General features: G+C 63.9%; 13 protein-coding genes and 1 pseudogene. 10 read left to right on the forward strand and 4 right to left on the reverse strand.

What is annotated here, in order from left to right; genetic code table 11:
- Positions 1–22 precede the first annotated feature (22 nt).
- Both PAA8504_RS16385 and PAA8504_RS22120 read right to left on the reverse strand, forming a co-directional pair.
- On the reverse strand, positions 23–1,171 hold the full coding sequence (locus PAA8504_RS16385; RefSeq protein WP_181375832.1) for a site-specific integrase: 1,149 nt from the start codon (positions 1,169–1,171) through the stop codon (positions 23–25).
- Between the two features lie 104 nt (positions 1,172–1,275).
- Entirely contained in the window at positions 1,276–1,503 is a 228-nt protein-coding gene (locus PAA8504_RS22120) for a hypothetical protein (RefSeq protein WP_181375833.1), read from the reverse strand.
- A gap of 93 nt (positions 1,504–1,596) precedes the next feature.
- On the opposite strand from PAA8504_RS22120, the gene PAA8504_RS22125 reads away from it, so the two are divergent.
- Both PAA8504_RS22125 and PAA8504_RS16390 read left to right on the forward strand, forming a co-directional pair.
- Complete coding sequence (locus PAA8504_RS22125) at positions 1,597–1,734, forward strand: hypothetical protein (protein WP_181375834.1); 138 nt, start codon at positions 1,597–1,599, stop codon at positions 1,732–1,734.
- Between the two features lie 218 nt (positions 1,735–1,952).
- Complete coding sequence (locus tag PAA8504_RS16390; RefSeq protein WP_108895284.1) at positions 1,953–2,177, forward strand: hypothetical protein; 225 nt, start codon at positions 1,953–1,955, stop codon at positions 2,175–2,177.
- 348 nt (positions 2,178–2,525) lie between these two features.
- Here PAA8504_RS16390 and PAA8504_RS16395 read toward each other — a convergent pair whose 3' ends face one another.
- Positions 2,526–3,491 (reverse strand): replication initiator protein A, encoded by a 966-nt coding sequence (locus PAA8504_RS16395; RefSeq protein ID WP_108895285.1) that lies wholly within the window; start codon positions 3,489–3,491, stop codon positions 2,526–2,528.
- Positions 3,492–3,918: 427 nt separating this feature from the next.
- Here PAA8504_RS16395 and PAA8504_RS16400 point away from each other — a divergent pair, with 427 nt between their 5' ends.
- The 7 genes from PAA8504_RS16400 (at position 3,919) to PAA8504_RS16430 (ending at position 15,990) form a co-directional block, all read left to right on the forward strand.
- Complete coding sequence (locus PAA8504_RS16400; RefSeq protein ID WP_108895348.1) at positions 3,919–4,647, forward strand: class I SAM-dependent methyltransferase; 729 nt, start codon at positions 3,919–3,921, stop codon at positions 4,645–4,647.
- A complete protein-coding gene (locus tag PAA8504_RS16405) occupies positions 4,644–5,915 on the forward strand; it encodes a hypothetical protein (RefSeq protein ID WP_108895286.1) in 1,272 nt (423 codons plus the stop codon). Before PAA8504_RS16400 ends, PAA8504_RS16405 begins: the two co-directional genes overlap by 4 nt.
- Positions 5,912–6,919, forward strand: coding sequence for a class I SAM-dependent methyltransferase (locus tag PAA8504_RS16410; RefSeq protein WP_108895287.1), 1,008 nt, complete (start codon positions 5,912–5,914; stop codon positions 6,917–6,919). Before PAA8504_RS16405 ends, PAA8504_RS16410 begins: the two co-directional genes overlap by 4 nt.
- Positions 6,916–10,386 (forward strand): glycosyltransferase, encoded by a 3,471-nt coding sequence (locus PAA8504_RS16415; RefSeq protein ID WP_181375835.1) that lies wholly within the window; start codon positions 6,916–6,918, stop codon positions 10,384–10,386. Before PAA8504_RS16410 ends, PAA8504_RS16415 begins: the two co-directional genes overlap by 4 nt.
- A 248-nt stretch (positions 10,387–10,634) precedes the next feature.
- Positions 10,635–12,545, forward strand: coding sequence for a DUF4214 domain-containing protein (locus tag PAA8504_RS16420; protein ID WP_108895289.1), 1,911 nt, complete (start codon positions 10,635–10,637; stop codon positions 12,543–12,545).
- A 352-nt stretch (positions 12,546–12,897) separates the two neighbouring features.
- Positions 12,898–14,838 (forward strand): DUF4214 domain-containing protein, encoded by a 1,941-nt coding sequence (locus PAA8504_RS16425; RefSeq protein ID WP_108895290.1) that lies wholly within the window; start codon positions 12,898–12,900, stop codon positions 14,836–14,838.
- Between the two features lie 132 nt (positions 14,839–14,970).
- Complete coding sequence (locus PAA8504_RS16430; RefSeq protein ID WP_108895291.1) at positions 14,971–15,990, forward strand: nucleotidyltransferase family protein; 1,020 nt, start codon at positions 14,971–14,973, stop codon at positions 15,988–15,990.
- 54 nt (positions 15,991–16,044) lie between these two features.
- Here the strand turns inward: PAA8504_RS16430 and PAA8504_RS22800 are convergent.
- Positions 16,045–16,110: pseudogene (locus PAA8504_RS22800) on the reverse strand (BrnA antitoxin family protein); the annotation flags it as partial.
- Positions 16,111–16,578: 468 nt separating this feature from the next.
- On the opposite strand from PAA8504_RS22800, the gene PAA8504_RS16440 reads away from it, so the two are divergent.
- Entirely contained in the window at positions 16,579–18,318 is a 1,740-nt protein-coding gene (locus tag PAA8504_RS16440; RefSeq protein WP_108895292.1) for a type I secretion system permease/ATPase, read from the forward strand.
- The last annotated feature ends 13 nt before the right edge of the window (positions 18,319–18,331 follow it).

Consider the following 18,331-nt stretch of genomic DNA (forward strand, 5'->3'; position numbering starts at 1 on the left):
AGGCGGTCTTGTCGGGCCCCTGTCAGTCGAGAAGCCGTGCCGCGCGCCCGGAACGCTTCTCGATATCCTGGAAATATCCGTGCACGCTCTTGATGGAGCGGTGCAGTGTCTGGCCCATGACCTCCTCCATCCGCAAGCCTTGCCCCAGCGCCTCGGTCACGAACCCGGATCGTAGGCCGTGGGCGCTGAACAAGGCAGGGTCTTCCCCGATCTCTTTCAGGCGTGCCTTGAGAATGCCGTTCACGGCCGCATCTGCGAGGCCGTGTTCGGAAAGGGCCCCCCATCGGTCGATCCGCCGAAACACCGCGCCGCCGGTAATGCCACTTGCCGCAAGCCAGCGCTCCAAAAAAACCACCGGCGGACCGCTGACATAGACCCGCAGATCGTCTTCTGTATCGCTGGTCTTCGTCCGGCCCATGCGGATACTCAAGCTAGGCCGATAGGTCCCGGTCTGCGGATCCTCGATCGGGGCCAGTGGGTCGAGCTGCGACATCATCAGGGAGGCCATCTCCGAACGGCGTCGGCCTCCCGACGCAAAGGCGATGGCCAGAAGGGCTCGATCGCGCAAGGCGGCGAGACGCACCCGGTTGAGATCGCGGTCCCCGAGGGGACGCGGGGTACACCACGGCTCCAGCGCTTTCAGGATCCGCCCCAGCATGTCGATTGTTATCGGGCGGGCCGATTTGCGATGCCGCGGGCGGTCGGCAGCTCGGATCGCTGCCGACAGCGTGCGCAGCACCACCGGATCCGAAAAGACCGCCCCGTCGATCTCACGCCATTTGCCCATCGTACGCCAGGAGGAAAGCCGTCGCCGGACTGTCGAAGGAGCATGGGGCCCCCGCACCCGCAGATGACCGCTGGCGCGCAGGACGGTTTCGATCTCGGGCGGCATGCCGTGATCGGGGTCCTCCGCGCGTCGCGCCGGGTCCCATAGATGGTGGGCGATGAAACGCAGTAGCGTCGCCCGATCCGGGGGCCATGGCAGGTGCGCCCCTGTCGCGGCCAGGGTCCAGGCTTCCAGGTAGTCGATATCCGAGCGCAGGGCGCGCATCGTATTTTCGCCAAGCCCGGTCCGGATCAGGTGACTGATCGTGGCGTGGTCCGCCTCCGTCATCGCATCCCCAGGAGCGTAGACGTCGAACCGGGCAAGCGGGAAAGCCGAACGGGACATGCCTGCACGATACCGGACATGGCGCCTGGAACAAAGAGCGAAAACTCCCCTGCGCGACACGCCAAGCGTAGGAGCGTGTTTCGTCACAGAACGGCCACTGGCTTTCAGTGCCGCGGCTCCCCTGGTGCCAGAACCGCCGCCGCGGAGCGCAGGACGATCACCGCCAGGCCGTAGCTGACATCGGGAGCTGCGAGATCGTCGCGATGAACGGCCAGAAGAGCCGCCGCGCGCGTGATCGCCGCCTCGTCCTCTTCCCCTGCTGCCTTCGCGGATTCGAACGCACGCAGGATATCGCGGACCAAATCCTCGACGTCGTTCCAATGCGGCATCATGCACCCTTTCCAAACGATCGCTCACCGCCCTTGCGAGAACTTGAGAACCCCGTACCCTCGGACGGGACATATTCCACATCACCGGCCGCCACCTTGCCCAAGAAACACGATAAATACCGCGATAGCGATTATCCTGCGGGCAACATTCCCTCGTGGTTCTACGTCGCCGCGCTTGTCGTCATCATGATCGTCGTCGCCGCATTCTTGTTCGTCGGGACCATTTCCGGCTGATCCTGAGAGCATCGGGGACGCGCAGCTACCGAATACAGACCCAGGATATGTACGGTCCTTCCGCCCGGCAATCCCGTGATTTCGAATGAAACCACCCGACTTGAGCGTTCGGCGTCCCGCTCTGCGCAAGGCGGAGTTGTAGTCCTGGGCGTGGTCTGCCGCACCGCAGCATAATATGTCGGGATCAACGGACACTGACATAACCGAAAGGCACTTCCATGGCCTACGCTTCCACCCATTCCGATCTTCACGCCACCCGCCCAGGCCTTTTCACACGCACCCGTGCCGCCCTCGCCCGAGGTTTCGCGCGCTGGATCGAGGTAAACAGCCGCGCTGATCGTGTTGCCGCCCTCCAGGCGAAATCCGATGCCGAGCTTGCGGCACTCGGCTTGCGGCGCGACGACATCGTTCAATACGTCTTTCGCGACCGCATGATCTTCTGATCGGGCGCTCCTTTCGCTTCGGTCCGAACCGGGGCGACGATCTGTCATCGGTCCCGTAGAGCGGGCCGAACGTCCGTGCCTTACCGTCTCTGTACCATCACCTCACGCTGCGCTTCGCGCCCCACGGCGATCTACGTCGATGCCGTGGGGCGCGAAGCACAGGACGTCGCGGCCAAGATGCGGAGCTGGCGCCATACCGCGCGCCGCAACCTGGCCTTTGGCGAGACCGTGGGAATTGCGCATCCACATCATCAATGGCGGACATGGCCGCGGGTCAGGTCAATATCTCAAATTCCGGATTTTTGCCTTGCCTCGGGATATCAAGCCGTAGCCTGCTCTTGAGAGCTCTTACCGGGTGATGCGGCCCTTTACCCAAGCCACGAAGGCCCGATCGGGCTTGGAAAGCCGGGCGCCCGTCTCCGTGGCCCAGGCCCGCCATTCCGCCTCGAGGGCGTAGACATCCCATCCCGGCGCGATCATGCGGATCTCGTCGAGAATATCTGGGCCGAAGCGCGGCACGGCATCGTCGATGACACGGATGCGCTCGAACCGGATCAGATCGCCGGGCTCCTCGACGAGAGCGTAATCGGGCAAGCCCTTTTCCAGCATCTTGCGCACATTCGCCCGGAAAACCCGCAAGGGCGCAGTGCTTCCCGATTTCTTGTGCAGGACGGTGACGCTGACCGTCCAGGAGGCCTGCCGACCGCAATGTTTGCGCACGAGTTCGTAAAGGCGGCGCTCCAGGGGTTTTCTGAGCCGGAAATAGTCGCGCGACAATGTCAGGACGGACCGGGCCAGAACCGCGCGATAGAGCCATTCGGACAAGGTGACGGAGACAGAGATCATGCGCCCGCCCCGGGTCCGGCGTACGATCTCCCAGGCTTCGATCAAGCCGAACCCGCGCGTGGTCTCGATGCCGCCGGTCTCGATATTCGTGGTGATCCGGGTTCCGGCCAGGCGCTCGAACGCCTCGCGCAGCCGAACGTAGCCGTCTCCGGACGTATCCCTGTTCGTCGCGACAAGAAGATCGTGGGCCGTCAATCGCAAGGTCCGGGAAATCTCCCGCCCCGCATTCAGCGCCGCGACAAGCTGGCTGACGCAGTAGATGATGATGTCCTTGTCGAACAGCGTTGCCCGCCCCCGGACCGACGGCGTGACCGTGATCTCCGTACCATTATGCGTATATTGCAGGATGCGCCGGTCCGGCCGGGTCGCCAGCGAGAAGATGGGATGTTCCATCGACCCCAGATCATCCTTGGGAGACGCCCCGAAGATATCGGCGATAAAGAAATCGCCGCCGTGCCGATCCGGCATGAGGGACCCCGACCCGGTCATGGGCCGGGCCCGAGGCGACAGGCAGGGGCATCGAGGCAGAACTGGGCTGCGATAGCGTACACGAGAGATGACCTGCCGCTTGCGGTTTTGCGGAACATGTCCTTTTTTCCATGAAATGGGCGAGCTTGAAACCTTTCTTGTCCCTTGGCGCCTCGAGCGCGGCTGGTATGTCGCAAAATTCCGGAATTTCGGGCACTTTCGAGCAGAATGGGAGATAGTTTTGGGCCGATCACGCAAGACATGGACGGATCGTCTGCGCCCCCGGTTGAAGAAAGGGCGCCAGCCGACCCGGGATGCCCCGCCGGCTGCCCAATCCTGGCAGCCCGGTTGGGTCTTTCCTCCCGGCGAGGGGACCGAGACGCACAGGGCGAGTCTTCTTGACGATCTCTGCGCGGAACGCCCCGACATGAACGCGGCGCGCGATCTTATCGAGACCGAGATCGCCGCAGCTCCCGACACCGAACAGGACCACATGAGCGCCCATCTGGTCCGGCACCTGCAAAGTTACGCCCTTTTGCCGAAGGGCCCGGGCAGGCTTCTCGATATTGGTGGCCCGTCGCTTTACAGCCTGCCTCTCTCCCGCCTCAAGGACTGGCAAATCGAGACCGTCGAGATCCTTGCCATCGATTACGAGCGCGATCCGCTGCCGCGCCCCGGTGACAGCATGGATGCGGTGACCTTGTGCGAGGTCATCGAGCATTTCACCTTCGACCCGCTCTTCTGCCTGGCAGAAGTGAACCGCGTGCTGCGACCGGGAGGCGTTCTTTTGGTAAGCACGCCCAACGCGGCGTCCTGGTTCGCCATATACCAAGCGCTCCAGCACCGCCCGTCCAACCGCTGGCCGGTTTATGCCACGCCGGACGCGCCGAACCGCGAAAACCATATCCATGCCCGCGAATACCTGGTCGACGACCTCGAGACGCTGCTCACCGCGGCAGGTTTCAAATCCGAGACGATCCTGACCCGCGATTACGGTATCCTGCCGTCCTACGTGCCGATCCCGGGATTTCCCGAGGATCATCGAGGTGAGACGATCTTCTGCCTGGCCCGGAAAGCCGGCCCGCCGCGCCTGCGCTGCGTGCGGCCCGTCTATCTCGAGGACCGCCCCTGGCCGGCCGGGGAGGAGGCCCTGTGAGCCCGCGCGGCTGGGTGGCGGACTGGCGGGTGTTCGGACCTGTCCTGATCTGGGGCGGGCTTGCGGCCCTGGGCTTGCTCGCCTTGGCAGAACGTGTCGAGGCCTATCTCGGGATCGATTTCTTCTGGGATCTCGGGGTCTATACCGAGGCGGTGCGGGTCCATGCGGGGGGCGGCAATGCCTATGGGGACCTAGACGGCCTGCGCTACGTCTACCCCCCGATCGTCCTGTCGGCCATGACGGCGCTCGGGGCCGCGCTCGTTCCCCTCCTCCTGGGCTTTTATGCAGCCGCGCTCGTCCTTTTGCTGACCGCTCCGATGCGCAAGATCGCCTTGTGCCTGGTCCTCTTCGCCGGTCTTACCTTCGGTATGGACGACACGTTCATCCGCTCGGTCGCCACCGGCAACCTGACCCTGTTCGCCCATATCGTCCTGATCTGGCTCTTACTGGTACGATGGCCCGCGGCACCGGGCCCCGCCTTCTGGATCACGGTGTTCCTGCTGTCCCTCCTGAAACCTTATTTTTTGGCCTATGCGGCCGTCCCACTCCTTGCGATCGGGATGACCCGTCCCCTGGCTCTCAAAGCTCTGATAATCATCGCGGCGTCCCTGGCCGTCTGGGCGGTCCAGGCCTGGCTCTTCCCCGAGCGCTCCGGCGCGTTTCTCGGGTCCTTGAGAGCCCAGGTCTTCCAGGGAGACCCGGGCTATGTCACGGGCGATGTGGGGTTCGGCCTTTATGCCTTTGCCGCATTGATCACCCCGTATCCCGCCTTGGCGCTGGCGTTGCACACCACGATCGTCGGCTTCGGCGCGGGCCTCGTCCTGGTCTGGCGCCGCAGCACGGCGTCCTCCGCGGAGACGATCCTCGTGGCCGCGATCCTGGTCGCGGTCCTCGCGAACCCGCGCCTGAAAATCTACGATGCCTGGGTCGTGCAGGCCGGCGCGATCTTCCTGATCATCTCGACGCGGTCGATGTGGTTGCAAATCCCCGCGCTTCTGGGGCTGTTGCTTGTCTACCAGAGTGTTCCGGTCCCCCGGGGGGGAGATCTGCTGGGTCCGGATTTCGAGATCATCCGGAAATTTGCCATCGGGCACCTGCCTTGGATCGTGGCCCTTTTCGTTCTGTGGCTCGCGTATTCCGGGGCGCCCGGCGGGACGGCTCCGCCCCAGGAACACGATCGGCGCAGACGGTTTGACAAGAAAGAGGCTCCCTCGGAGAGTGACATGAAATCGCCAGCTCGGGCCCGGGAGGTCGCGCAAGAGACATGACGCCACCGCTTCCGCGCCTGTCGGCTGCCGATGCCGAAACCCGCCGGGCCAGGTTCCTGCCCTTCGTCCTGCCCTGGCGCGAGATCGATCTCCTGCCGCGGGCGCTCGATCTCGATTGCGGTGCCGGGGGATGGTTGCAGCTGTTGTCCGCCGCAGGCTTCGACGTGGAAGGCAGTGAGATCGATCCGACCTTGCGCGAAGAAGCGCAAAACGCAGGCTTCGCCGTTGCCGAAGACATGTCGTTCCACCTGTCGGAGCTCACAGAGGGGAGCTTGGCGGTCTTGTCGGGGTTTGAAGTACTGACGCGCCACGATCCGGCCGGGATCGACGCCTTGCTGCCCCATATGCTGCGGGTCCTGCGTCCGGGAGGCCTCCTGATCCTCGGGGGTGCGGATGTCGAGCATCCCGATGCTCCGCCAGCGCGGACGCGGGCCACCGATCTCTTCGAACGCCTTCGCGCCGAAAACCCCGGCCGCCTCAAGATCGTCCGAAGTGGTAGCTTGGCGGACGATCCCTGGGGGACCAGCCCTGCGAATGTGACGCTCGTCCTGCAGACCGATGCCAAAGGGGCGGCCTTCGACCGCTTCCACGCCGCCTTCGCAGCAGCCCCGTCTTTGGAGGATCTGCATCCGACCCGGTTCGACGCCTATTTGCTGGACCGGTTGAGCCAGCTCGACGCCATTCACATGTCCACACGCCAGGCGGCGGAGGAGCGGACCTTGCGCCTCGAGCGCCGGGTTACGGAGCTCGAGGCCCTCCAGGCTGCTCAGCGCCAGGAAATCGAGAGCTTGCGCCACCTGACGCGACGGAGGGGGCTGCGCAAATGGCTGCACGACCGCCGGGCCGGCCGGAAGACCGACCCCGATGCGGCAGACGCCGATGCCCCGGGGACCGATCTTCCGGCCGTCTCTCCCCTTTCCGTGCCGGAGCGGCCATCTCCGTCCGCCCCCTTGCAGCCGCTCTCGACACGGATGCAGGCGCTTCGGGAGCGTCTGGCCGAATGACGCGGATCGTGATCGATTTGCAGGTAGGCGAAAGCAGCCCGCCCCCCGATCGGTTGCGCGATATCGAGGCGCTTCTCGCAGAAGGGGAAAGACGCGGTCTGGATCTGCACCTTCTGGTCGCGGCATCAGTCCGCCGGGTCCTCCCGGATCTGCAGCGCCGTTTTGCAAAGCAGGTCAGCCAGAACCGCCTGCACGTGGTTTCCACCCTGCCTGGCGTGGAGCCGGATCGGCGGGGGGGACCTTGGCGGGCGGCGACCTCAACGGCCTTGCATGACGCGATGATCGCCGGTCTCGCGCCCGCGGCGGTCCTGCGGATGCCCGTGTCGGATATCTCCGGACCTCCGGGCGATCTTCCCGTGATCGGAGTCTTGCCGGGGCCAATGGCCGCGAACACGGCGCGGCCCTATGCCTGTCTCATCGCGCCTTCGGAGGCGCTCGGACGGGAGGCGTCGCAGGTCTTCCCGGCGGATTGCGTCGTCGTGGTCCCGCCTGGAGCGGCTCCAAGCTTTGCGCCCCCTGATCTTGCCATCCGCGACATGGCGGCCTGGCGTGACCGTCACCACCTCGACAGGCCCTATATCCTGGCGACCGCCCCGGCGCCGCGTATTCTCGAGGCCTACGCAGCCCTGCCAGAGGGATTGCGCGGACAGGTCGATCTGATCCTGCGCGATCCCGGGAAGGAGGCCGCCCTCCCGGCGGTCGCACCGGGCCGCATCCGCAGATGCGCCACCCTGCCGGAGGCAGAATGGCCGATCCTCTACGGTCTTGCCGAGATCGCGATCGCGCCGGCTCCGGGCGATGGCCGCTTCGCACTGGAAGCCATTCGCGCGGGAACCCCGGTCCTTGGCCCCTTTCCCGAAGACGAGCGGATTGGACGGAGACCAGGCGCATCTCCGGAAGAGCCCGACCTCGCCCAGGCCCTGGAGGGGATGCTTGCAGACCCCGCGGCACGCGCCGATCTTGCAACCGCGCAGCGGTCCCGCACCGCGTCCCTCCGGGACGCTGATTGGGCGGACCGTATTCTCGATCATCTCGCCGCCGCGGCCTGCGAAGATACAGGCCCCCTGCCCGATCCCGATCGGATAGAGGTCGAGCTCGTTACGCGTTTGCGCACGCTCGACGCCGCCGGGGCCCCGGATGAAGACGATCTTGACCGGGCGGCGGCGGCCATCGACGATCTGCGACGCGCGCTTCTCCGGGCCACCCGGCCCCGCACGTTGCCCGCCCCCCTGCCCTGGCAGCTGGAAGGCCCGTTCGACAGCTCCTACAGCCTGGCGGTGGTGAACCGCGAGACCGCGCGCGCGCTCGCAGAGCAGGGCGTGGACCTTGCCTTGGTCTCCGCCGAAGGCCCGGGGCCGTTCGACCCGGACCCCGATCTCTTGAACAGCACGCCCGATCTGGCACGCCTGCACGCTCGGGGGCGCGATCCCGAGCGGCCGGCGCCGTTCGTAACCAGTCGTAACATGTTCCCGCCCCGTGTGGACGACATCGCCAGCCCCTATGCCATCCTGCATGGCTACGCCTGGGAGGAAACCGGGCTACCTGCCCCGTTTACCCATGATTTCGAGACCTATCTCGACGGAGCCCTTGTCACCTCCGAGCATGTCCGGCGCGTCTTCATCGACCAGGGTCTGTCCATCCCGGTTCATGTCGTCGGCAACGGCGTTGATCACCTCGAGCAGGTCCCCCCGGAGCCATTGCCGGAGGGGTACTGGCCCGACGGGGCGGTCCGGTTCCTGCATGTCTCGACGTGCTTTCCCCGCAAGGGCGCCGATGTGCTGATCGAAGCCTTCGCGCAGGCCTTTGCGGGCACCCAGGATGCGGCTCTGCTCATCAAGACCCATCCCAATCCGCACAACACTATCCGCACCCTTGTCGACGCGCTGAAAACCCGTGTTCCGGACTGCCCACCGATCAAAATCATTGAGGACGAACTTCCCGCAGGACAGATGCGACAGCTCTATGCCGAGGTCGACTGCCTCGTCGTACCTTCCCGGGCGGAGGGATTCTGCCTGCCCGTGGCCGAGGCGGTTCTGGCCGGCACACCGGTCATCACCACGGGCTGGAGCGGTCAGACGGCTTTTGCCGGCAATCCCCTCGTCAGCTTCTGCGATTACAGTTTTGCACCGGCCGAAAGTCACCTCGGGGCCTGGGACAGTGTCTGGGCCGAGCCCGACCGGGAGGACCTGGCGGCAAGGATGCGCGCGGCTTGCGACGCCGGCCCCCCGGATGCCGACACCGTGGCGCGAGCCGGCGAGATGGTCAGAGCCGAGTACACCTGGAGCCGCGTGGCCGAGAAGAGCCGCGCCGCCTTGCGCCATATTGTCGAAACGGCGCCGCGTCCTCCCGCCCGGATCGGCTGGATCAGTACCTTTAACGCGCGATGCGGGATCGCGACCTATTCGGCGCATCTGATTGCCGAAATGCCCGACCATATCACGGTTTTCGCGGCCCATACCGCCGATCGCCCCGGCCCCGAGGATGACCGGACGATCCGCTGCTGGTCCCAGGACGGCATGGATGACCTGTCGGATCTCGATCGCGCCATCGCAACGGTCGATCCCGAAATCCTCGTCATCCAGTTCAATTTCGGGTTTTTCTCCCTGCCCCATCTCGAGCGGCTGATCCATCGCTCCAGGCGGGCTGGACGGACCGTCGTGGCCATGATGCATGCCACAGATGATACGGGCTTGCCTCTGACCCGCCGGTTGGGACGGCTGACAAGCGCCTTGCGATCTGCAAACCGCGTACTCGTTCATTCCGTTCATGACCTGAACCGGCTGAAAGCGATCGGTGTCGAGAAGAACGTGGCTCTCTTCCCGCACGGGGTCGTGCAGCCTGCGGCTCCGCGCGCCCCCGAGCGCGGGCGGACCGCGGCCTCTCTCGTCCTGGCCAGCTATGGCTTCATGCTACCCCAGAAAGGCCTGCCGGAGCTTGTCGATACGCTGGCGCTTTTGCGGCAAGCCGGATGGGACGCAAAGCTGCGCATGGTCAACGCCGATTATCCTGCCCCCGTCTCCGCCCGAACGAAGGCGGAGGTCTCAGCCCGGATCGCGGCGCAGGGCCTCGAGCCGCATGTCCATCTCGTGAGTGATTTCCTGTCCGACAGGGACAGTCTCGCAGAGCTCGCCGCGGCAGATATTCTGGTCTTCCCCTATCGACCGACCCAGGAAAGCGCGTCGGGCGCCATTCGGCTCGCCCTCGCGGCCGACCGTCCGATTGCGGTCTCGCCCTTGCCAATCTTCGACGACGTGGCCGACCTCGTCACCCCCTTGCCAGGCGTGTCACCCGAGACAATGGCAGTCGGCCTCTTGGATATCGCGACGGCCGTGGGAAACGGCGCGCAGGACACGCCGGTCCTTGCGCGACAGGCACGAGCGCGGGCGTGGTGCCGGGCCCATGCCTATCCGGTCCTGGGCCCGCGTCTCTGGCGCCAGCTCCAGGCCATTCACAGGGAGGGCGGCTGATCCGAGCCGACCCCGGGTCATCGCCTTGAGCGGATCAGCGCCGATGTTCTTCCTGCACTGATTGGGAAAACTCCGGGAAAATCCGGCGGGGTATGCACTTCACTATACAATTTTTCTTGGCAGGCCGGGGATGCGTCTTTATGGACTAGGTACCGGTCCGCGGGCGAGGCCATGGCATCTGTCGTGCCGGCGTACGTGGGCGCAAGGTTATGCCACGGGCCGCGTGGTCCGTCTAACAGGAGATATCCATGGCTATCGATCTTTCGGAACTGAACCCGCAGGAGGCGATCACCGCCCTCTATGTCGGCTATTTCGACCGCGCCCCCGATCCGGCCGGACTTGAGTACTGGTCTGGCCGCCTGAACGCCGGCATGTCGCTGGCCGAAATCGCGCTGTCCTTCTCGGTCCAGCCCGAAGCGACCTCCGAGTACCCCTATCTCGCGGTCCCGAACGTCGCCAACTCGACCTCGTTCCTGCAGTCGATCTACCAGAACCTGTTCAACCGCGACGTCGATGCCGATGACGAGGGCCTGCAGTACTGGTCCAACGAGCTGATGTCGAACCCCGACGATCTCGGCCAGATCATTCTGAGCATCATCAACGGCGCCCAGAACGAAGACCGTGATGTCGTGCTCAACAAGATCGACGTCGGCGTCGACTTCGCCCAGACGCTGGCCGGTCTCGGCATCGTCGTCTTCGACGAGGACACCAACGAGCAGGCCAACGCGCTGGCCGAGACGATCTTCGACGGCGTGACCGACGACGAAGACACCGTCGCGGCTGCCATGGAGCAGATCGACGACTTCGCCGCCGACCCCAACTCCGTGCCGACCGACGGCCAAACCTTCACGCTGACCGCACCCGGCGTTCTCAACCCCACCTTCGACGACATCACGGGCACCACCGGCGATGACACGTTCCGGGCTGTGACGAACAACTCGCTCAACACCAATGACGTCATCGACGGCGGCGCCGGCTCCGACGTCATGAACCTCGCCGACGATGCTTTCAGCGATGGTACGGCCCCGATCATCACCAGCGTTGAGCGCCTCAACATCGCCGAGGACGATAACGATACGCTCGATCTCGAGGAAGTCGACGGCACCACTTCGATCTGGGCGACTGGCGATGCCGATTTCAACCTCGACAACGCCTCGACCGACATCACTTACGGCGCGTTCAACACAACCTCGAACACGTTTGTTGACATCGACCTCGACGACGACGTCTCCGGTGACGACGACACGCTGATGCTGGCTGTCAGCAATATCGGAGCCGGCGTCACGGCGGTCTTCCGGACCGATGACGACGACGACATCGAAGCGGTGTCGATCAATGCCGTGGGCAGCAGCGCAGGCACCATCAACATCGATGATCTCAACGACATCGAAACGCTGACGGTGACGGGATCGGGCAATCTCGATATCGAGGCTGATGCCAGCGATCTTGAGACGATCGACGCCTCCGCCGCCTCGGGTAATCTCGAGTTCGACATCATCACCTTTGGGGAAGACCTCAACGTGATGCTGGGTTCGGGCGATGATACGTTCAACACCGGCGCGACCGGCGATGACACGATCGACGGCGGCGCCGGCGACGACCTTCTGGTCGGCGGCGACGGTGACGACGAAGTCATGGGCGGCGAGGGCAACGATATCCTCGCGGGCGGCGCGGGCGAAGACACCCTGACCGGCGACGAAGGTGCGGACGAGTTCCATTTCGACATCACGGCTTCGGAAGACACGATCACCGATTTCACCTCCGGTGAAGACGTGATCTCGCTGCTGAAGGATGCTGGCGGAAACGGCCTCGCGTTCGACAACTCGACCGACTCGGGCATCCGTGGCGCGTCCGACCTGGCGGCGGAAGACTTCAACAAGCTCGCCGATTTCGGCCAGGTGACGGGCGCCCAGGACCAGGAGCTGGTGGTCTTCACCGACAGCTTCGACGATCAGGCTGAAATCACCGCCGCGGCGAACGGCGTCGGTGCTATCGCCGAGTACTTCTTCGTGGTTCACAACGATGATGAAGGCAACGCGCAGCTCTATTACGATGACACGACCGACGGCAACGATCCGGACCTGATCGCCGATATCGAAGGCGTCGACCTGGCCGGTGTCGCCGCGCTGACTGCCGACGATTTCGACGTCTACATCTAAGACGCCGTCATCTCGGAACATCGAATGAAAAGAGGGCCTCCGGGCCCTCTTTTTTGTTTCGGCCAGGGCATCGCCATGCGGGCGAAACCCCCTCTTCCGGGGCGCCGTGAGCAATAGGGGCGTTCCGGGATCCTTGAGCAATCTCTTGCCGATACGTGCCTTTGCTGATGCGAAAGCCCCACAGGGGCTGGAGAGGTATGCATTTCACTATACCATGCCCTTGGCAGTCGGGGGGGCGTTCTTTAGGCAAGGCCCACCCGGCTTGCGGGCAACGGCATGGTGTTCGTCATGTCGGTGTGTGCAGGCACAAGGTTACAAAGGGCTTCCACGGCCCGTCTAACAGGAGATATCCATGGCTATCGATCTTTCGGAACTGAACCCGCAGGAGGCGATCACCGCCCTCTATGTCGGCTATTTCGACCGCGCCCCCGATCCGGCCGGACTTGAGTACTGGTCTGGCCGCCTGAACGCCGGCATGTCGCTGGCCGAAATCGCGCTGTCCTTCTCGGTCCAGCCCGAAGCGACCTCCGAGTACCCCTATCTCGCGGTCCCGAACGTCGCCAACTCGACCTCGTTCCTGCAGTCGATCTACCAGAACCTGTTCAACCGCGACGTCGATGCCGATGACGAGGGCCTGCAGTACTGGTCCAACGAGCTGATGTCGAACCCCGACGATCTCGGCCAGATCATTCTGAGCATCATCAACGGCGCCCAGAACGAAGACCGTGATGTCGTGCTCAACAAGATCGACGTCGGCGTCGACTTCGCCCAGACGCTGGCCGGTCTCGGCATCGTCGTCTTCGACGAGGACACCAACGAGCAGGCCAACGCGCTGGCCGAGACGATCTTCGACGGCGTGACCGACGACGAAGACACCGTCGCGGCTGCCATGGAGCAGATCGACGACTTCGCCGCCGACCCCAACTCCGTGCCGACCGACGGCCAGACCTTCACGCTGACCGCACCCGGCTTTCTCAACCCCACCTTCGACAACATCACCGGCACCACCGGCGATGACACGTTCCGGGCCGTGACGAGCAACTCGCTCAACACCAATGACGTCATCGACGGCGGCGCCGGCTCCGACGTCATGAACCTCGCCAACGACGCTTTCGGCGATGGTACGGCCCCGGTCATCACCAGCGTCGAGCGCCTCAACATCGCCGAAACCGGCGGGGATACGCTCGATCTGTCCGAAGTCAGCGGTACCACCTCGATCTGGGCCACCGGTGCCGGTGCTAACTTTGACCTCGACAACGCCTCGACCGATATTACTTACGGCGCCTTCGATGTCACCGGTTTTTCTTCCATCGACATCAACCTCGACGACGACGTCTCCGGTGACGACGACACCCTGATGTTCGCCACCAATATTGGTGCCAATGCTACGGCGTTCTTCAATGTCGATGACGACGACGACATCGAAGCGGCCTCAATCAATGCTATGGGTGGCAGCCAGGGCGCGGTCGATATCACCGATCTCGACGACATCGAGACGCTGACGGTAACCGGGTCCGGCAATCTGGAAATTCGGGCCGATGCCAGCGATCTTGAGACGATCGACGCCTCCTCGGTCTCGGGCAACCTCGCCTTCAACCTGTCCAATGTCGGTGAAGATCTCGACGTGATGCTGGGCTCGGGCGACGACACGTTCCTGCCCCTCACCAACTCGGGCGATGACACGATCGACGGCGGGGCCGGGGACGATCTGCTCACCGGGTTCCAGGGCGATGACATGCTCATGGGCGGCGAGGGCAACGACATCCTCGGTGGCGGCGCCGGCGAAGACACCCTGACCGGCGACGAAGGTGCCGACGAGTTCCACTTCTCGACCGGCGCGTCGGACGACACGATCACCGATTTCACCTCCGGTGAAGACGTGATCTCGCTGCTGAAGGGCAACAATACCGACACGGTCGGCGCACCGGGCGGTGCAGGCCTCGCGTTCGACAACTCGACCGACTCGGGCATCCGTGGCGCGTCCGACCTGGCGGCGGAAGACTTCAACAAGCTCGCCGATTTCGGCCAGGTGACGGGCGCCCAGGACCAGGAGCTGGTGGTCTTCACCGACAGCTTCGACGATCAGGACGCGATCACCGCCGCGGCGAACGGAGCCGCCGGCACGGCCGAAATCTTCTTCGTGGTCTATAACGACGATGAAGGCCATGCGCAGCTCTACTACGATGCCGCAACCGGTGACGCCACCGATCCGACCCTAGTCGCCGATATCGAGGGCGTGGACCTGGCCGGCGTTGCCGCGCTGACCGCCGACGATTTCGACGTCTATATCTAAGACGCCGTCATCTCGGTACATTGAATCGAAAGAGGGCCTTCGGGCCCTCTTTTTTGTTAGGGACCGCGTACTGCGCGGAGTAGGCATTCGACCTGCTCTACCCTACAAATTAAAATTTGTAGGGTAATAGTTATGATCACGCATCACAGCCACATCGGTACTGCCGCTTGGGCCGACCTTTTGCGCATGTTGAAGGACGGCCAGGTCTCCGAGCTCCGGGGGTCGCCGAAGCTGAAGACCGTAGGGCAGAAAAGATACTGGTATGACCAGTATCGGATCGGGACTGATGTCGTCGATCGCTACATCGGGGAGGACAGCAAAGCACTCCGCGACCGACTCGATCGCCTGAGGGATCTGGCTGTGAGGCGCAAGGTGAATGAGCGGGAGCGTTCCCGCCTTATGCGGGTGCTTCGGGCCGAGGGATACTTAATGGCCGACGCTCAGACCGGACAAGTGGTGTCGGCAATGGAGCGCGCTGGTGTCTTTCGACTGGGCGGCACCCTGGTCGGCACGCAGGCCTTCCGGCTTTATGAAGGAGATCTCGGGATCCGGATCGGGTTTGGCAGCTCGGCAGTCACCGATGATATCGACATTGCCAGTTTCGAGCGACTGTCGATCGCCTTGGGAGATACCGTACAGGACCACCTTTCGGAGGTCTTCTCGCAATTGAAGTTCGCCCCCGGCCCCTCGCTTGAGAACAACAAGGTCTGGCGCTGGCAGCAGACGGATCGGGCCACGCTGGTCGAGTTCCTCACGCCGTCCTTCGAGGAAGATGAGGGAATCCGAGATCTCCCTGCTTTCGGTGTCAGCGCACAGAGCCTGCATCACCTCAACTTCCTGATCGCCGAACCGATCCAGACACCACTCCTCTACCGCTCGGGGTCGCTTGTGCAGGTTCCGAGACCGGAGCGCTTTGCCATTCACAAGCTGATCGTCGCGGATCGACGTCGGAGCGATCCGAGCAGATTGAAGGCCCGGAAAGACAGAGCGCAAGCAGATCTGCTTATTGAAGTCCTAAGTGAAGAAAGGCCTGACGAACTTGCCGATGCATACGAGGAGGCAATGCGGCGAGGACCAACTTGGCGCAGCGGGATATCGGCTTCGCTGGATTTGATGCCTCAGGCCCGCAAGAGGCTCGACGACATCATATGACGCAGCGAGATGTGCTGAGGGTTCTAGACCCCGGCCGGCTTCTTCAGCCGCGTCAATGCGGCGTTGCCAGCCAAGACCGTCGGCCTTGAAGTGACGAAGCACTTCCGGGCTCAGACGGATCTAGACGGCTCCTTGGCCCAACAGCAGCAATCGGCATAACGGCTTCACAGGGCATCGATAGACCAAGCCCCCAAGGGATAAGTTGGCCACTGTGCGGCCAACCGAAGCATCTGGTAAGGGGCTTGCTGGTGACCCAGGCCTTTTTTGCTGTTTCAGCGTGTGACTGACTGGGGGATCACGCCGTGCCGCTGCGCACTCTGCGTGACCGCAACGGCTTCCATGAAAGGGCAAGGCCGCCCCTGCAATTCCCATACTGATGGGGCACCCGGCGAAACCATCCCCTACTGAACAAACGTCCATGCCCAAGGGCGAGACCCCCTCCCCCGATCGCAGCAGAAGGATTTGCGCGGAAATTCTCCGTATAGGCCCCATTTTGCGGTGAAGTCGTGCGATCCGGTGGTGAAGCGCCGTGCAAGCTGTGTTACGCCCGGATATGGACCGGCAGTTCCTTTCAAGGTGACATACGCGATGCAAAAGAAGACGTCCCTCGATGCGGCCTATGGCCGGTTCCGTACGACGCTTCTGGCGACGATCGTCTTCAGCTTTTTCATCAACCTTCTGATGTTCGTCGGCCCGCTCTACATGCTGCAGATCTACGACCGGGTTCTCTCGAGCCGGAACGAGTACACACTCGTGGCGATCACCGTGATTGCAATCGGCCTCCTCGTCTCCTACGGCCTGCTCGAATTCACCCGCTCACGGCTGCTCGTCCGGGCGGGCCTGCAATTCGATGACGTGTTGGCCAACGACACCTTTGGCAAGGTGGTCCGTCGACAGACCGCGCAGCCCGGCGGATCGGCGCATATGGCCCTGAGCGATGTCGACAAGGTCCGCGAGTTCATGACCGGACAAGGCATTCTCGCCTTCTTCGATGCGCCTTGGGTGCCCCTGTTCCTGGCGCTCTGCTTTGCCTTCCATCCACTTCTGGGCCTCGTGGCCACCACCGGGGCAATTCTCATCTTCGCGCTCGCACTGGCCAACGAGTTCACCACGCGCGGGGCCCTGAAGGAAGCCGGCCAAGCGGGCCAGGGCGCGTCGCATTTCGTGCAGACCACCATGCAGAACGCGGAAGTCATCCGGGCGCTCGGCATGGAGCGTGCCCTCACGGACCGCTGGCTCGTCCAGCACGAGAACATGCTGGCCCACCAGGCCCGGGCCTCGAACCGCGCCGGCATCGTGATGTCGGCCTCGAAGTTCATTCGCATGAGCCTGCAGATCGCGATCCTGGGGGTCGGTGCGTATCTCGCCCTGGGTCGTCATATTTCGCCCGGGATCATGATCGCCGCCTCCATCGTGATGGGACGCGCCCTCGCACCCGTGGAACAGGCGGTGGGGCAGTGGAAGCAGTTTGTAGGCGCACGGCAGGCCCATGCCCGTCTGAAGCAACTCTTCGCCTCGGTCGCCGACGAAGAAGAGCGCACCGAACTACCCAGCCCAAAAGGTCAGCTGGTGGCCGACAAGGTCTTCGCGACCGTACCCGGAACCCGGACCTCCCTTCTCAAGGGCGTGAACTTTTCTCTGGGCGCCGGGGAGGTGATGGCCATGATCGGTCCGAGCGGGTCGGGCAAGTCCACGCTCGTGCGCCATCTGGTGGGGGCATCGCAGCCGGTCTCGGGTGCGGTCCGTCTTGACGGCACGGAATTGCAGCACTGGGTTCCCGAGCAGCTCGGCCGCCACATGGGCTATCTGCCCCAGGATGTGAAACTGTTCCGCGGTAGCGTCGCCGAGAATATCAGCCGGTTCCGCGTCGGAGCGACGGATGCCGATATTGTTGCCGCAGCCACGCTGTCGGGGGCGCATGAGATGATCCAGTCCCTGCCGGAAGGCTACGAGACGGATGTCGGCGATAACGGGCAGAACCTCTCCGGCGGCCAGCGCCAGCGCATTGGTCTCGCCCGTGCCGTGTTCGGGGGCCCCTGCCTCGTTGTCCTCGACGAGCCGAACTCCAATCTCGACAGTCCCGGCGAAAAGGCGTTGACCGCCTGCATCCAGAAGCTCAAGCAGATGGGAACGACCGTCGTCCTGGTCACGCACAAGACCGGCCTCTTGTCGCTGACCGACAAGACCCTGGTTCTCAAGGACGGGACGGTGAACAAGTTCGGTCCCACCCGCGAGATGTTCGAGACCCCGGCTCAGCAGAAGCCGGCGGCGGCCCGGTCCGGCGCGGCGGTCGTTCCGATGGCCACACCGCATTCCGCGCCGAACTGAGTCCGATTTTCGC

It is taken from the genome of Palleronia abyssalis (assembly GCF_900302445.1).
In the GTDB taxonomy this organism is placed as follows: Bacteria; Pseudomonadota; Alphaproteobacteria; order Rhodobacterales; family Rhodobacteraceae; genus Palleronia; species Palleronia abyssalis.

Bases quoted from the DNA above. Each gene is read 5' to 3' on its own strand.
- PAA8504_RS16385 (WP_181375832.1), bottom strand. From the start codon at position 1,171: ATGTCCCGTTCGGCTTTCCCGCTTGCCCGGTTCGACGTCTACGCTCCT.
- PAA8504_RS22120 (WP_181375833.1), bottom strand. From the start codon at position 1,503: ATGATGCCGCATTGGAACGACGTCGAGGATTTGGTCCGCGATATCCTG.
- PAA8504_RS16390 (WP_108895284.1), top strand. From the start codon at position 1,953: ATGGCCTACGCTTCCACCCATTCCGATCTTCACGCCACCCGCCCAGGC.
- PAA8504_RS16395 (WP_108895285.1), bottom strand. From the start codon at position 3,491: ATGCCGGATCGGCACGGCGGCGATTTCTTTATCGCCGATATCTTCGGG.
- PAA8504_RS16400 (WP_108895348.1), top strand. From the start codon at position 3,919: ATGAACGCGGCGCGCGATCTTATCGAGACCGAGATCGCCGCAGCTCCC.
- PAA8504_RS16410 (WP_108895287.1), top strand. From the start codon at position 5,912: ATGACGCCACCGCTTCCGCGCCTGTCGGCTGCCGATGCCGAAACCCGC.
- PAA8504_RS16415 (WP_181375835.1), top strand. From the start codon at position 6,916: ATGACGCGGATCGTGATCGATTTGCAGGTAGGCGAAAGCAGCCCGCCC.
- PAA8504_RS16420 (WP_108895289.1), top strand. From the start codon at position 10,635: ATGGCTATCGATCTTTCGGAACTGAACCCGCAGGAGGCGATCACCGCC.
- PAA8504_RS16425 (WP_108895290.1), top strand. From the start codon at position 12,898: ATGGCTATCGATCTTTCGGAACTGAACCCGCAGGAGGCGATCACCGCC.
- PAA8504_RS16430 (WP_108895291.1), top strand. From the start codon at position 14,971: ATGATCACGCATCACAGCCACATCGGTACTGCCGCTTGGGCCGACCTT.
- PAA8504_RS16440 (WP_108895292.1), top strand. From the start codon at position 16,579: ATGCAAAAGAAGACGTCCCTCGATGCGGCCTATGGCCGGTTCCGTACG.